This is a genomic window from Salinilacustrithrix flava, assembly GCF_041228405.1.
In the GTDB taxonomy this organism is placed as follows: domain Bacteria; phylum Actinomycetota; class Acidimicrobiia; order Acidimicrobiales; family Salinilacustritrichaceae; genus Salinilacustrithrix; species Salinilacustrithrix flava.
The window spans coordinates 2012854-2027506 of the sequence record NZ_CP133888.1; the positions used below are offsets into that span (position 1 = coordinate 2012854).

Below are 14653 nucleotides of genomic sequence, written 5' to 3' on the forward strand. Positions count from 1 at the left end.
TCAACGGTGACGGGTGCGTCGCCTCTCGGCGACGTGCCGGCCACGCGAACAGCGTTCAACATCCAGGGGGAACAAATGGACATCAGCGACATCGACCTGCTCAGCGGCGAGGCGTTCGTGGACCGGGTCCCGCACGAGTGGTTCGACCACCTGCGGGCCAACGCACCGATCTACAAGCACCCCGAGCCGAACGGCCCGGGCTTCTGGGCCTTCACGAAGCACGAGGACGTCGCCCAGCTGAACCGCATGTGGCACGAGTTCTCCTCCGAGCAGTCCCGGGGCGGGGTGGTGGGCATCGAGGAGCTCGACGCCGAGGCCGCCGAAGCCCAGGCCGAGTTCAACGAGGCCGGCCGGATGATGCTCACCATGGATCCGCCTGACCACACGCGCTACCGCAAGCTCGTCAACCGCGGCTTCACGCCGAAGGCGATCCGGTCCCTCGAGGATCACCTGCGCGACATCGCGGTGAAGATCATCGACCGAGCCATCGCGACTGACGACGGGCAGGCTGACTTCGTCACCGACATCGCCGCCGAGCTCCCCCTCGAGGCCATCGCCGAGTTCCTCGGCGTTCCCTCCGAGGACCGGCACAAGATCTTCGACTGGTCGAACCGCATGATCGGCTCCGAGGACCCCGAGTACATGGTCGGGGAGGAGGCCGTCACCGAGGCTCGCGTCGAGATGTTCATGTACGCCCACGCGCTGGCCGAGGACCGCCGCACGAACCCCCGAGACGACATCGTGAGCACGCTGATCCACTCCGAGGTGGACGGCGACCGCCTCTCGGAGATGGACTTCAACCTCTTCTTCCTGCTGCTCTCGGTGGCCGGCAACGAGACGACGCGCAACGCCATGTCGCACGGCATGGCGGCGCTGCTCGAGCACCCGGAGCAGTACCAGATGATGGTCGAGGACCCCGGCGCCATCCCCACCGCCATCGAGGAGGTCCTGCGCTGGGCGTCACCGGTGATGTACTTCCGACGCAACGCCACCGAGGACCTCGAGTACAAGGGGCATCAGATCCGGGAGGGTGACAAGGTCAGCCTCTGGTACATCTCGGCCAACCGGGACGAGGACGTCTTCGACCGGCCGCACACCTTCGACATCACGCGGGACCCCAACCCCCACATCGCCTTCGGCGGCGGCGGCCCGCACTTCTGCCTCGGAGCCAACCTGGCCCGCATGGAGATGAAGATCATGTTCGAGGAGCTGACCCGGCGGGTGTCCAAGATCGAGTCGCTCCAGAGCCCGGACCGGCTCCAGTCGAACTTCATCAACGGGATCAAGCACCTGCCGGTGCAGCTGATCGCGAAATAGCCCCCGTCCGGACCCCCGGGCCAACGGTCCCCAGATCGTCTGCTCCCGATGGGGTCGGACGCTGTGCGACCGCCGGGAACCGGCGGCGCTCCGAGCAGATTCCCCCTCTCGGAGCGCTGCCGGGGTCCGGCCGGAACCGGCTCGCCAGGTGCCGGGAAGGCTCAGGAGGCCAGCAGCCGACGGACCTCGGAGGCGCCGGCCAGGACGGCCTCGGCGTCGAGCCCCCGCGCGAGGAGGTTGACGTGGGTGCACCCGGCCTCGACGTAGGGCTCGAGGAAGGCGGCGACGCGCTCGGCGCTGCCGGTCGGCGAGTAGCGCTCGAAGCGCTCGAAGGGCAGGCCGTAGAAGTCCTCCATGGCGCCCGCGAGCACGGCCCGGGCCACCTCGGGGGTCTCGTCGAAGGCGCACCAGACCTGGAGCCCGTGCCCGGTCGGGGCCTCGCGATCGTGCGACTCGGCGATCTCCACCACATCGGCCACCCCCCGTCGGTAGCGCTCGGGCGACACCCAGATCGGCAGCCAGCCGTCGCCGAGGCGTCCGGCGCGTCGAACCGCCGCGTCGGACCGTCCGCCGACGAGCATCGGGATCGGGTGGGCGGGTGCCGGCGCGACGACCGCGTCGGTGAAGGAGACCTCGTGGCCGTGGAGCGTGGTCGGGCATCCCGTCAGCAGCCCGCGGAGGGCAGCGATGGACTCGTCGGTGCGACGTCCCCTGGTGGCTGGGTCGATCCCGCAGATCTCGATCTCGTGGCGGTCTTCGCCCCCCACCCCGATGCCGAGAGACAGGCGCCCGGGAGCGAGCCCGGCCGCCGTGGCCAGCTGCCGCGCGACCGGCACGGGATGGCGCAGCGCGAGTAGGTAGACGCCGACGTGCACGTCGAGCCGAGGTTGGAGCATGGCGACAGCGGTGGCCATCAACAGCCCGTCGGATCCTGCGCCGCGGAAGGAGACGTGGTCGCCCACGACCACGTGGTCGAGGCCCGCGGCGGCCACACGGTCGAGCCAGGGGCCGAGGCCGGCCGCCCCCGCAGCGACCGCGGTCGGGTCGAGTCCGAGTCCCACCTGCGTCATGCCGGCGGACCGTACCCGCTCGACCTCCGACCGGCGCGGGCCCCTTGCCGCCGAGTGAAACGCGTTCTAGTGTGCGGCCCACGAGAACGAGAGGGGATACCTGATGAGCAATCGGCCACTGCCGCTCGAAGGTCTGAGGGTCGTCGACACGACCGACGTGCGGGGCGAGCTCTGCACCCGACTGTTGGCCGACCTCGGTGCCGACGTGATCCGGGTCGAGCCGCCGGGCGGCTCCCGGTCGCGCGGGCTGCCTCCCCTCGCGCCCGACGGGACGGGCCTCGCCGCGGCCGTCCGCAACACCAACAAGCGCAGTGTGACCCTCGACCTCTCGGAAGGGACGTCCGCGTTCCACGAGCTGCTCGCCACGGCCGACGCCTGGGTCGACGGCCACCGCCCTGCCGAGCTGGATGATCTGGGGCTGGAGCCCGACGCAGTCCAGGCGCGACATCCGCACCTGGTCGTCACGACCATCTCCGACTTCGGTCGCACCGGGCCCTACCGCGACTACGAAGCGACCGACGACGTGCTGGTCGCGCTCGGCGGCATGCTCTTCCGTTCCGGAACGCCCGACCGTCCGCCGCTGCTGCCACCGGGCTCGCTGGCTCACGACGTCGCCTCCACGACCGCGACCTTCGCCGTGCTGTCCGCCCTGTGGCAGCGACAGGCCACAGGACTGGGTCAGGTCATCGACTTCTCCGTGCAGCAGGGAGTCGCGCAGATCTCCGACTGGTCGTTGCCCGGGTACGGCGCGTCGGCTGCCGCGGGTGCGCGGTCCGAGCCGGTGCGCTCGGGGTCGGGTCTGGTGTACCCGTTGTACCCCTGTGCCGACGGCTTCGTCCGCCTGATCATCCTGAGCCCACGCCAGTGGCGTGCGATGCGGGCGTGGCTGGGGGAGCCCGAGATGCTCCAGGACGACCACTGGGACCACATCCTGGCCCGCATGGAGATCCAGAAGGACCTGCTGGACCCGCTCTACGTGGAGCTCTTCTCCGACAAGTCGAGTGCCGAGCTGGCCGACGAGGCGCAGCGTCGCGGCATCGTGATGACCCCGGTGCTCCGTCCCGGGGAGGTGCTGGCGATCCCCCACTACCGGGAGCGTGGGACCTTCGCCGACGTCGAGGTCGCCGAGGGCGTCCACGGCTCCCTGGTGTCGGGGGTGTTCGAGGTCGACGGTGAGCGCGTCGGCTACCGCCACCGTGCCCCGTCGCCGGGCGAGCACACCGAGGACGTGCTCGGTGAGCTCGCCGACGCCTCCTCGACGGATGCCGGCCCGACGCCCCCCAGCGGTCTGCGGTCCTACCCCTTCACGGGGCTCAAGGTCCTCGACTTCGGCCACGGTGGGGTGGGCGTCGAGACGGGACGGCTCTTCGCCGAGTACGGAGCGGACGTCGTCAAGATCGAGACCCGCACGTACCCGGACTTCATCCGCACCGTCGCCGGAAGCGAGATGAGCCCGTCGTTCGCGTCCTCCAGTCGGGTCAAGCGGAGCTTCGGGGTGAACGTGAAGCTCCCCGCCGGGCTCGAGGCTGTCCGCAAGCTCATCGCGTGGGCCGACGTCATCATCGAGAACAGCTCCACCGGCACCATGGCCGACATGGGTCTCGACTACGACGCCGCTCACGAGCTGAACCCCGGCATCGTGATGATGAGCAGCCAGCTGATGGGGTCGACCGGCCCGTGGAAGGACTGGATCGGCTACGGCCCGAGCACCCGTCCCGCCAGCGGCATGACGTGGCTGTGGAACTTCGAGGCCGACACGATGCCCCCCGGTTCGGGGGCCATCCACCCCGATCACTTCGTGGGCAGGATGGGCGCTGTCGGCGCGCTGGCGGCGCTGATCGGTCGCGAACGCCACGGTGAGGGCGGCGCCCACGTCGAGGTCGCGCAGGCCGAGGCGCTCATGGCGACCCTCGCAGACCACTTCTTCGCCGAGTCCCTCGAGCCCGGGAGCGTCCGTCCCCGCGGCAACCGCAGCCCGCAGGGCGCTCCCTGGGGCGTCTATCCGTGCGATGGCGAGCAGCGGTGGTGCGTCATCAGCGTCCGGGACGACGACGACTGGCGGCGCCTCCGCCTCGCGCTGGGCGACCCGGCCTGGGCCCAGCAACCCGAGCTCGACTCCGTCGACGGCCGTCGCGAGCACCACGACGAGCTGGACGACCACCTCGCCGCGTGGTGCGCGACCAGGACCGACCGCGAGGTCATGGAGACCCTGCAGGATGCGGGTGTCCCTGCCGGCATGATGAGCACCGCGGTCGATCTCGCCACCGACCCGCACCTGGTCGCTCGCGGCTTCCCGCAGCGCGTCGACCAGCCCGGCGTGGGCGAGATGCTGTTCGAGGGCCCGGCCTTCTCCGCCACCGCGATGTCCGAACCGGTCGTCCGACACGCCCCGAAGCTCGGCGAGCACACGAGGGAGATCTGCCGGTCGGTGCTGGGCATGAGCGACGACGACGTCGACAAGCTGATCGCCGACGGCGCGCTCGAGGAGCCGATCGAAGCCGAGTCGGCGCAGGTCTGACGCAGCGTCGGCTCAGCTGTCCGCCATGCGGGCGAGATGGCGCTCGGCGACGAGTGCGTCGTGGAGCGGCAGGCCGTCGCCCTCTCGCAGGGAGCGGACCGCGGCGCGGACTGCTGCCGGCGGCAGCCCGGCGAGGTGACGAGCGAGCTCCAGCGCGTGCTGGTCGGGGTCGTCGGAGACGACGTCGATGATGCCGAGGCGTTCGGCGCGCTCGACGTCGATGCGCTCGCCCGTGAGCACCAACGGGAGGGTGCGGCTCGCGCCCACGACCCGCAGCAGGCTCTGGGTGCCGCCGGCGGAGGGGAGCATGCCCAGCCCCGTCTCGGGAAGGCCGACCCGCGTGTCGGGTCCGGCCACCCGCAGATCGCACAGCAGCGACATCTCGAGGCCGGCGCCGAGCGCGTAGCCGTGGAGCGCAGCCACGGTGGGCACCGGCAGCTCCCACAGCGGGAGCCAGGGGTCGCGCTCCCAGCGGATGCGTCGGGCCGCCATGATGCCGGGCGCGCTCCCGAATTCGGTGAGATCAGCACCGGCGGAGAAGTGCGCTCCGGATGCTCGCAGCACCAGGGCGCGGGCGTCGGGGTGGTCGCGCGCCGCGGCGAACGCTTCGATGAGCCCATCGCGCATGTCGAGGTCGTAGATGTTGAGCGGTGGGCGGTCGAGGAGCACCTCGACCACACCGTCGGCACCGACCCGGAGCCGGACGTGCGAACCGCCCATGGAGGTCCAGTCGTGGTCGGCGTGTCGCTCGTCCTCGGGGGGCATCAACGTCCTCGGGCCGGAGCGGGCCAGGTGTCGGGGCACGGGCCGCCCAGCGGCGGTGCGGGTGTCGAGGGCACGGGGATCCGGCTGCCGCGCAACGGGGTCGTCGGGAGGAGCCGTTCGACGCCGGAGGCGTCCGGCAGGGCCTCCCAGCCCGGTCGCGTCGCCGCGGCAGAGGCGAGCAGGCGGCCTCCCGGGTCGGCTTCTCGTCGGGCGACGTCGCGGCTCGGCGGGTGGTGGAGGAGCGGCCCGACGGCGTCGAACAGCGTCACCTCCGCCCGTCGCACCTCCGAGCCACGGCGACGTCCGACGACCAGCGCGAGGGCGGCGAAGAAGGCCGTGAACCCGGCCACGGCGTCGGGGTAGGCGACGATCGGTTCGGAGATGGCGCCATCACCGATGTCACCGAGGCCGCGCACGGCGTGGATCCCGGGCCCGTACGCCACCTCGAAGGGATGCTGCGGAGGGAAGGCGGGCAACGAGAGCGTGCACAGTCGGCCGTGATCTCGCACGAGGTCGGCCGTCGAGAGGCCGAAGTTGGGGAGCACCCGCCGGGAGAAGCTGTCGATGACCAGGTCGGCGCCGGCCACGAGGTCGAGGAACCGGCGCTTCCCGGTCTGGCTCCCGAGGTCGATGTCGACCGAGTGCTTGGAGCGGTTCAGCGCATCGAAGAGGGGAGTGGGTCCACCGTGGCGCGACCGTCGGAACCCGTCGGGTCGGTGCCGGGACTCGACCTTGACGACCCGGGCGCCGGTCGCGGCCAGCAGCCAGGTCGCCAGGGGCCCGGCCCAGTGCGACGTGAGGTCGACGATCGACAGCGCTGGTGTCGTGTCCGGACCGGGCTCCGACGGGGGGCCGGGGAGCCAGCGGATCGGGGGATCGGCTGGACCCTCGCTGCGGGAGCGGTAGGGGCAGACCGGAAGGCGCCACTGCTGGGCGCGGGACGCGACGTCCTCGGCGTCGGGTGGGTGGTCGAAGGTCAGGAGGAGGCGGCGGAAGGTCTCCTCGTCCTCGGCGGTCAGCGGTCCCACGGCGCAGGCGCCGTCATCGAAGCGGCGCGGCCGTGCGACAGGTTCGTGGTCGAGCCCGTAGGCCGCAGCGGCGACTGCGGGGAGCAGCAGCTGGGCCTCGACGGCTGCCGGGTCGACCTGGAGGTCGGTGCCGTGGAGGTGGGCGAGCAGCGCAGCGGCAGCCAGCAGGACGCTGGTGGCATGGGCGACCGTGCCGGCCGGGACGCCGGCAGGGTCCGGCACCGGCTGGCCCGCCACGGCGACGGCCGGCGCCGTCGAGCCGGGCGGTCGCCCGCCGATCACGACGTCGACCGGCTCGGCGTCGTCGCCGCCGACGATCGTGGCGCCCGCGGCGCTCAGGAGCTCGGCCGCGCCCGCGTGCGGCCCGGTCATGTCGCCGATCAGGATCCTCGTGCCGGCGAGGACGCCGGCCATCTCAGCGGCCGGTGAACGCGGCGTCACGCTTGTCGATGAAGGCTCGCAGACCTTCGGATCGGTCCTCGGTGGTCTGGAGCAGGTGGTTGAGATCGCCTTCCAGGATCAGCGCCGATCGCATCGGCAGCTCGGCGCCGCGCCCGATGGCCTCCTTGGTGAGCTCGAGCGCTCGGGGCGCGAGCGAGGCGAGGTGCTCGGCCGCGCGGGTGACGGTGGCGTCGAGCTGGTCGGGCCCCACGACGTCGACGACCAGGCCACTGCGGATCGCGTCGTCGTCACGCAGCTCGCTGCCCAGGAGCAGTACGGACGTGGCGGTGGGGCGTCCGATGGCGCGGGGAAGTCGCACGGTGCCGCCCCAGCAGGGCAGCCGACCGCCCGCCACGTCGTCCAGGCTGCACCGGAGGTCGGGCGTCGCGTACCTGATGTCAGCAGCGAGGGCGATCTCGAAGCCGACGGAGGCCACCCGGCCGCGGAGCGAGGCCACGACGGGGACCCGGAGCCCGGCGAGCGCCGCGGCGGGGTCCGGCGTCCAGTCGAGTGGTCGGAGCTCCTCGGCCGCGCCGGGGCAGAAGTCGACGCCGCTGCTCTCGAGCACCACCACCCGGGCCTCGTCGTCACCGTCGATGCGACGGATGACGTCGAGCAGCTCGGCGGTCTCCCTCGACCCGAGTGGCAGGCCGCTGAGGAGCACCCGGTGGACGGCGCCGTCCGCGGTGTGGCGGAGCACCTCGAGCTGCACGTGTGCTGCCCCGACCTCAGTCGGCGGACGCGGTGTTCTTGGGCTGCATCACGTCCATGGTCTCACCGCAGCACGACAGCTCGCCGTCGCTTCCCTTGGTCACCAGCACCTCCGTGCCGCACTGCTCGCAGTGATGTCGCTTCCCCACTTGAAGCATCGGGATCCCCCTCGTCAGAACTTGTGTCGTCAGGACTTGCGCTCCATCGGGCGCGAGCAGCACTGGATCTCGCCCTCGCCGCCCTTGGTGGCCACGACGGTCGCCCCGCAGACGGAGCACTGGTACTGCTTGCCGGGCTGGTTCGCCATGACGGTCCTCCGACGATCTCGGCGGCGGATGGTAGCTCCGCCGGAGCATGGACGTTGACGATCGTAGTATAACGAGAACGCGTTCTGATTTGCACAGCGCGCCGACCGTGCCGATCCCCTCCTGGAGGAACCCGTGAACCTGGCGATGCTGCTCGACATCCCGAGCATGATCGTGCCCGACGACGTCGCGCTGCGGTCCGACGACGACACGGTCACCTATGCCGAGCTGCGATCCCGCGTCGGTCGTGTGGCCGCGGCGTTGCGCAGCTCGGGCATCGGCCCGGGGGATCGTGTCGCGATCCTCGCCACCAACCGCGTCGCTGCGGTGGAGGTGATCTTCGGCGCTGCCGCCGTCGGTGCCGTGGCCGTGCCGATGAACTTCCGCGCCAGGCCGAACGAGGTGGAGCACCTGCTCCGCGACTCGGGCGCGAAGCTCGTCGTCGCCGAGGCCCGCTACGAGGAGGTGCTGCGGGCGGCGTGCCCCACCGAGGGCCCCGAGGCCGTGTTCATCGGGCCTGACTTCGACCGGTGGAGGAGCGCCCCGGAGGAGGCGGCCGAGATCCACGACGTCGACGACGGAGCGCTCGCGGTGCTGCTGTACACGAGCGGGACCACGTCGCTCCCCAAGGGGGTCATGCTCACCCACGGAGGGCTCACGTCCTACGTGATGGGCCTCGTCGACTCCGCGGACGGCACCGACAAGGGTCGCACCCTCCTCGTGGCGCCCCTCTACCACGTGGCGGGGACCACCTCGCTGCTCAGCTCCCTCTACGGGGGCAGGTCGGTGGTGCTGCTGCCCCAGTTCGACGCCGGTGAGTGGCTGGCGACCGTCGAGCGCGAGCGGATCACCAACGCGTTCGTGGTCCCCACGATGCTGGCCCGCATCGTCGACGAGCCGTCGCTCCGCGACCGCGACCTGCAGAGCCTCGAGATGGTCACCTACGGCGCGGCGCCGATGCCACCCGCGGTGATCCGCAGGGCCATCGAGGCCTTCCCCGACACCGTCGGCTTCTCGGGCGCCTACGGCCAGACGGAGACGACGTCGACCGTCGCCGTGCTCACGGTGGAGGACCACCGCCTCGTCGGCACCGACGAGGAGGTGGGGGCCAAGCTGCACCGCCTCGCATCCGTCGGTCGCCTCGTCGACGACGTGGAGGCGCGTGTCGTGTCAGAGTCCGGCGAGGTCCTGCCCCCGAACGCCGTCGGCGAGGTCCAGCTCCGGACCGCCCGATCCATGGCGGGCTACTGGGGCTCGGGCAGCGAGCGCACGCGCGACACGATCGACGATCAGGGTTGGATCCACACCGGTGATCTCGGCCAGGTCGACGAGGACGGCTACCTGTTCCTCGGAGGTCGCGCAGGAGACCTGATCATCCGGGGCGGGGAGAACGTCTCGCCCGCGGAGGTGGAGACCGTGCTGTACGAGCATCCGGACGTGCTCGAAGCGGGGGTCGTCGGCATCCCCGACGAGGAGTGGGGTGAGCGCATCGCCGCCGCGGTCGTGCTGCGCGGGGAGAGCGCGATGGATGAGAAGGACATGCTCGCCTGGTGCGCCGAGCGGCTCGGTGGGTCGAAGCGGCCGGACAGCATCGCGTTCCTCTCGCAGCTGCCGCGCACGTCGACCGGCAAGCTCCTCCGTCGCGATCTGCCGAGCCTGCTGCTGCACGGCTGAGCGGCCGGGGGCCCAGTCGCACCCTTGCCGGCAAAAGTAGAATGTGTTCTACTCTTGCCCGCTGGCAACGTCTCATGAGGAGCTTCGCGTGAACGCCCAACCCGAGTGCCTGGTTGAACGCCAGGGCCACACCCTCGTCGTGACCATGAACCGACCGGAGGCCAAGAACGCGCTGTCCGGCGAGATGATGCAGATCATGGGCGAAGCGTGGGACGAGGTGAACAGCAACCCCGACATCCGCGTCGCGGTCCTCACGGGTGCCGGCGGGGCCTTCTGCGCCGGCGCCGACCTCAAGGGCATGACCAAGTCGCATCCCGGTGACAGCTTCGGTGACGGTGACGGTGGAGGCGGGCGCAGCTTGGCCGTGATGAAGCCGCTGCTCAAGGGCTTCCTCCTCGACAAGCCGCTCATCGCTGCGGTCGAGGGTCCGGCCATCGCGGGCGGCACCGAGATCCTCCAGGGCACCGACATCCGGGTCGCGGGCGAGAGCGCCCGCTTCGGGGTGTCGGAGGTGCGCTGGGGCCTGTTCCCGCTCGGAGGGTCGGCGGTGCGCCTGCGCCGCCAGATCCCCTACACCGTGGCGGCCGACATCCTCCTCACCGGACGTCACGTGCGGGCCCCGGAGGCCAAGGAGCTCGGCCTGATCGGTCACGTCGTCCCCGACGGGCAGGCGCTCGACAAGGCCCTCGAGATCGCCGAGTCGATCTCGGCCAACGGCCCTCTCGCGGTGCAGGCCGTGCTCCGGACCCTTCGGGAGACCGAGTGCCTCCGCGAGGAGGACGCGTTCCAGATCGACTCCAAGATCGGCATGGAGGTCTTCCGCAGCGACGACGCGAAGGAAGGACCGCGGGCGTTCGCCGAGAAGCGCACCCCCCACTTCCATGGCCGGTAGGGCGACGAACGACCGGGAGGCGGACGTGGACGAGCTCGAGGGCCGACGCTTCGGGGACCTGGCACGGCTCACCGAAGCCGTCCGACGCGTCATCGAGGCCACGGCCACCACCGGGGTCGACGCAGTCGACCTCGCCCTCGCCGCCGAGGGTGCGGAAGTGATCGCCGACCGGCTCGAGGCCCGACAGGATGCAGACCCCTGGGCCACCAGGACCGGTGCGCGCACCGTCGACCTGAGCGATCCCGCCGGCTTCTTGCCGCTGAACCCGGTGATCGGGCGCCTCAACCCCATCGCACCACCCGTCGAGCTCGAGGTCGTCGACCGCGAGGTGCGTGGGAGGGCTCGTCTCGGTACTGCGTACGTCGGTCCGCCCGGCCGGGTGCACGGGGGTTGGGTGGCCGCGATCCTCGACCAGGTCCTCGGACTGGCCAGCGTGGCCGCCGGCCACCCGGGCATGACCGCCTCGCTGACCGTGCACATGCGTCGAGCGACGCCGCTGCACAGCGATCTGACCGTCGAGGCGCGTCAGCTCAGCGTCGACGGGAGGAGGAGCACCGTCTGGGGCGCGATCTTCGCCGACGGCGTGCTGACGGCCGAGGCCGAAGGCGTCTTCGTGCTTCCCCGGCAGCCGCACGTGGGTGGCGCCGGCGTGGAGTCGGGGTCGGGGTCATCGCGAGCCGTCAACTAGAATGCGTTCTACTTCGAGTCGGCGAACAGCCGAGGGGACGAACGGGCATGGGTGACAGGACGCCGGTGATCGCCGGGATCGGACTGAGCGACCACCCGATCGCGCCCGAGCTCGACGCGATGCAGCACCACGTGCTGGCGATGCAGCGGGCGCTCGCCGACTCGGGCATCGAGAAGTCCGAGATCGACGGGTACATGAGCACGGGCGGTGGGCGCGGCACCGAGTCCGGCGTGGCGATGGCCGAGTACCTCGGCATCGATCACCGTTGGGTCGACAGCACCATGACCGGTGGCTCTTCGTTCGAGTTCTACGTGCAGCACGCCACGGCGGCGATCCGCGAGGGCTACTGCGACACCGTGCTCATCACCTACGGCTCCGACTTCCTCTCCCAGCAGGGACGCTCGCTCGGGACGAGCGGCTTCCAGCAGCCCGGCGAGCGCGTCGCCGGGGCGCTGCAGTACGAAGCCCCCTACGGCAACGTGCTGGTGGGCGCCTACGCGATGGCGGCCCGTCGGCACATGCACGAGTTCGGCACCACGAGCGAGCAGCTCGCCGAGATCGCCGTCGCCGTGCGGAAGCACGCGCAGCTCAACCCGAACGCCCGCTACCGCGACCCGCTCACGATCGACGACGTCGTCAGCTCGCGGATGATCGCCGATCCGCTGCACATGTACGACTGCTGCTCGATCACCGACGGCGGCGGTGCGGTGATCGTCACCACGGCCGAGCGGGCCGAGGACCTCCGCACGCCGCCGGTCTACGTGCTCGGCGCCGCCGGGGCCCAGACCCACTGGAACATCAGTCAGATGGGGGACTTCACGACGACGGCGGCTGCCACGAGCGGCCCCGAGGCCTTCGCGCAGGCCGGCGTGCGCCCCGAGGACATCGACACCGTCCAGCTCTACGACAGCTTCACCATCACGGTCCTGTTGATGCTCGAGGACCTGGGCTTCTGCGCGAAGGGCGATGGCGGCGCGTTCGTCGAGGACGGTGCCCTCGCGCTCGGCGGGAAGCTGCCGCTCAACACCGACGGCGGCGGTCTCAGCGCGTGCCACCCCGGGATGCGGGGCATCTTCCTGCTCATCGAGGCGAGCCGGCAGCTGCGCGGCGAGGCCGGCGATGCCCAGGTGCCCGATGCCGAGCTCGCCCTGGCGTGCGGGTCGGGCGGGTGGCTCTCGTGCATCGGCACGGTCGTGCTCGGGAAGGAGCACCCGTGATCGAGGTGCTCGAGCAGGGAGGGCATGGCGTGCCCGACCTCACCGACCGTCCCCTGCCCCAGGTCGACAACGTCTCGTCGACCTACTGGAGCGGAGCAGCGCAAGGAGCGCTGCTCTTCCAGCAGTGCCCGGCGTGCGGCCACCGCCAGTTCTACCCGCGCGCCATGTGCACGGCATGCGCGGCCGACACGGAGTGGAAGCAGGCCCTCGGGCGAGGGACCGTGCACACGTTCACGGTGATCCGCCAGAACATGGCATCGCCGTGGGATCGATTGCTCCCCTACGTCGTGGCCATCGTCGAGCTCGAAGAGGGTCCGAGGATGATGTCGAACATCACCCACTGCGACGTCGACGACGTTCGCGTCGACATGCCCGTGGAGTGCTATGCGGTCGCCGTGGAGGACGGGCTCGCGATCCCGTTCTGGCGACCGGTCCAGTCTGAACGAACAGAGAGAGGAAGATCAGCGTGACCGAGGTTGGATTCTGGAAGATCGCCGAGGCCGAGCCCGACAAGCTGGCCATCGTCGACCCCGACGGCAACGAGATCACCTTCGGCGGGCTCCTGGCCGACGCGAACCGCCTGGTGCACGGCCTGCGGTCGCTCGGGCTCGAGGAAGGTGACGGGGTCGCTGCGGTGCTGCCAAACGGCATCGAGATGTTCGCGCTCTACATGGCTGCCATGCAGGCGGGCTGGTACCTGACGCCGATCAACTGGCACCTCGTCGGTCCCGAGATCGCCTACATCGTGGAGGACTGCGAGGCGAAGGTGTTCATCGGCCACGAGCGCTTCGCTGACGAGTGCGTGCGGGCCGCCGACGAGGTGAGCCTCGACGCGGACCGCATCTTCGCAGTCGGCGACGTCCCCGGGGCACGGCCCTACGCCGAGCTCACCGAGGGCCAACCCGACACCACGCCCGAGAACCGGACGGCCGGGGCAGCCATGCACTACACGTCGGGTACCACCGGCCGTCCCAAGGGTGTGCGCCGGGCCCTGTCGGGTGTCGCTCCCGAGACCGTGGCGGGCAGCGGTGGTCTGCTCGGCATGTTCGGGGTGAAGCCCAACGACGACAACGTCCACATCTGCGGCTCGCCGCTGTACCACACCGCCGTCCTGGCCTTCGCGTCCAGCTCGCTCCATCTGGGCCATGCGGTCGTGCTCATGGACAAGTGGACCCCGGAGTCCATGCTCGAGCTCATCGACCGGTACCAGGTCACCTACAGCCACATGGTCCCGACCCAGTTCCAACGTCTCCTGTCCCTGCCCGAGGACGTGCGGTCGACCTACGACGTGTCGTCGCTCCGCACGATGATCCACGCCGCGGCGCCGTGCCCCGTGGAGACCAAGCGCCAGATGCTCGACTGGTGGGGTCCGGTGATCTACGAGTACTACGCGGCCACCGAGGGCGGCGGGACGCTCGTGACGCCGGAGGAGTGGCTGCGCAAGCCGGGCACCGTCGGCACGGCCTGGCCGGGTGCCGAGATCAGGATCATCGACGACGCGGGGAACGACCTGCTCGCCGGCGAGATCGGCACGGTCTACATGAAGCTGCCTGCAGCGGCGGCCTTCGAGTACTTCAAGGACAAGGACAAGACCGAGGCGAACCGCGTCGCCGGGTTCTTCACCGTCGGCGACGTCGGCTACCTCGACGAGGACGGCTACCTGTTCCTGCGTGATCGCAAGTCCGACATGATCATCTCCGGTGGTGCGAACATCTACCCGGCCGAGATCGAGGGTGAGCTGATCCAGCACCCCGAGATCGCCGACGTCGCGGTGTTCGGCATCCCCAACGCCGACTGGGGTGAAGAGATCAAGGCCGTCGTGCAGCTGGTGCCCGGCGTCGAGCCGAGCGACGGGCTCACCGCCGAGATCATGGACTTCGCTCGGGAGCGCATGGGCAAGTTCAAGCTCCCGCGGTCGATCGATTACGTCGAGGAGCTGCCCCGCGACCCGAACGGCAAGCTCTACAAGCGCAAGCTGCGCGATCCCTACTGGGAGGGCCAGGAGCGAGCGATCTGATCCTGCGAGC

General features: G+C 70.7%; 14 protein-coding genes. 8 read left to right on the forward strand and 6 right to left on the reverse strand.

All coding sequences use genetic code 11. The features are described from left to right. Window positions 1-75: 75 nt before the first annotated feature. Entirely contained in the window at window positions 76-1317 is a 1242-nt protein-coding gene (locus RGQ06_RS09995; protein ID WP_432430294.1) for a cytochrome P450, read from the forward strand. Between the two features lie 161 nt (window positions 1318-1478). Here the strand turns inward: RGQ06_RS09995 and RGQ06_RS10000 are convergent, their stop codons facing one another. Next, the gene (locus RGQ06_RS10000) at window positions 1479-2387 is read right to left on the reverse strand and encodes an LLM class flavin-dependent oxidoreductase (protein ID WP_432430293.1); all 909 of its coding nucleotides are present in this window, start codon (window positions 2385-2387) and stop codon (window positions 1479-1481) included. A 103-nt stretch (window positions 2388-2490) separates the two neighbouring features. On the opposite strand from RGQ06_RS10000, the gene RGQ06_RS10005 reads away from it, so the two are divergent. After that, window positions 2491-4905, forward strand: a complete 2415-nt coding sequence (locus RGQ06_RS10005) for a CaiB/BaiF CoA transferase family protein (protein ID WP_432430292.1) — start codon at window positions 2491-2493, stop codon at window positions 4903-4905. 12 nt (window positions 4906-4917) lie between these two features. Here RGQ06_RS10005 and RGQ06_RS10010 read toward each other — a convergent pair whose 3' ends face one another. Genes RGQ06_RS10010 through RGQ06_RS10030 form a run of 5 tightly spaced genes read right to left on the reverse strand, consistent with a single transcriptional unit; the run spans window position 4918 to window position 8157 of the window. Beyond that, window positions 4918-5670, reverse strand: a complete 753-nt coding sequence (locus tag RGQ06_RS10010; RefSeq protein ID WP_432430291.1) for an enoyl-CoA hydratase/isomerase family protein — start codon at window positions 5668-5670, stop codon at window positions 4918-4920. Beyond that, entirely contained in the window at window positions 5670-7112 is a 1443-nt protein-coding gene (locus tag RGQ06_RS10015; RefSeq protein ID WP_432430290.1) for a CoA transferase, read from the reverse strand. The genes RGQ06_RS10010 and RGQ06_RS10015 overlap by 1 nt, the downstream gene beginning before the upstream one ends. 1 nt (window position 7113) lies before the next feature. Continuing rightward, a complete protein-coding gene (locus RGQ06_RS10020) occupies window positions 7114-7851 on the reverse strand; it encodes an enoyl-CoA hydratase/isomerase family protein (RefSeq protein WP_432430289.1) in 738 nt (245 codons plus the stop codon). Window positions 7852-7867: 16 nt separating this feature from the next. Next, window positions 7868-8008, reverse strand: coding sequence for a desulfoferrodoxin FeS4 iron-binding domain-containing protein (locus tag RGQ06_RS10025; protein ID WP_432430288.1), 141 nt, complete (start codon window positions 8006-8008; stop codon window positions 7868-7870). A 29-nt stretch (window positions 8009-8037) separates the two neighbouring features. Beyond that, window positions 8038-8157: a desulfoferrodoxin gene (locus RGQ06_RS10030; protein WP_432430287.1), complete on the reverse strand. Its 120-nt coding sequence runs from the start codon at window positions 8155-8157 to the stop codon at window positions 8038-8040. A 133-nt stretch (window positions 8158-8290) separates the two neighbouring features. Between RGQ06_RS10030 and RGQ06_RS10035 the strand changes: the two genes are divergently transcribed. The 6 genes from RGQ06_RS10035 to RGQ06_RS10060 all read left to right on the forward strand — a co-directional run bounded on the left by RGQ06_RS10035 (window position 8291) and on the right by RGQ06_RS10060 (window position 14643). Further along, window positions 8291-9829: a class I adenylate-forming enzyme family protein gene (locus RGQ06_RS10035; RefSeq protein WP_432430286.1), complete on the forward strand. Its 1539-nt coding sequence runs from the start codon at window positions 8291-8293 to the stop codon at window positions 9827-9829. Window positions 9830-9917: 88 nt separating this feature from the next. Beyond that, window positions 9918-10721 carry a crotonase/enoyl-CoA hydratase family protein gene (locus RGQ06_RS10040; protein ID WP_432430285.1) on the forward strand — a complete coding sequence of 268 codons (804 nt, stop codon included), beginning with the start codon at window positions 9918-9920 and terminating at the stop codon, window positions 10719-10721. 25 nt (window positions 10722-10746) lie between these two features. Continuing rightward, the gene (locus RGQ06_RS10045; protein ID WP_432430284.1) at window positions 10747-11409 is read left to right on the forward strand and encodes a PaaI family thioesterase; all 663 of its coding nucleotides are present in this window, start codon (window positions 10747-10749) and stop codon (window positions 11407-11409) included. A gap of 47 nt (window positions 11410-11456) precedes the next feature. After that, the gene (locus RGQ06_RS10050; RefSeq protein WP_432430283.1) at window positions 11457-12626 is read left to right on the forward strand and encodes an acetyl-CoA acetyltransferase; all 1170 of its coding nucleotides are present in this window, start codon (window positions 11457-11459) and stop codon (window positions 12624-12626) included. Then, a complete protein-coding gene (locus RGQ06_RS10055) occupies window positions 12623-13096 on the forward strand; it encodes a Zn-ribbon domain-containing OB-fold protein (protein ID WP_432430282.1) in 474 nt (157 codons plus the stop codon). The genes RGQ06_RS10050 and RGQ06_RS10055 overlap by 4 nt, the downstream gene beginning before the upstream one ends. Further along, on the forward strand, window positions 13093-14643 hold the full coding sequence (locus tag RGQ06_RS10060; RefSeq protein WP_432430281.1) for an acyl-CoA synthetase: 1551 nt from the start codon (window positions 13093-13095) through the stop codon (window positions 14641-14643). The genes RGQ06_RS10055 and RGQ06_RS10060 overlap by 4 nt, the downstream gene beginning before the upstream one ends. Window positions 14644-14653 lie beyond the last annotated feature (10 nt).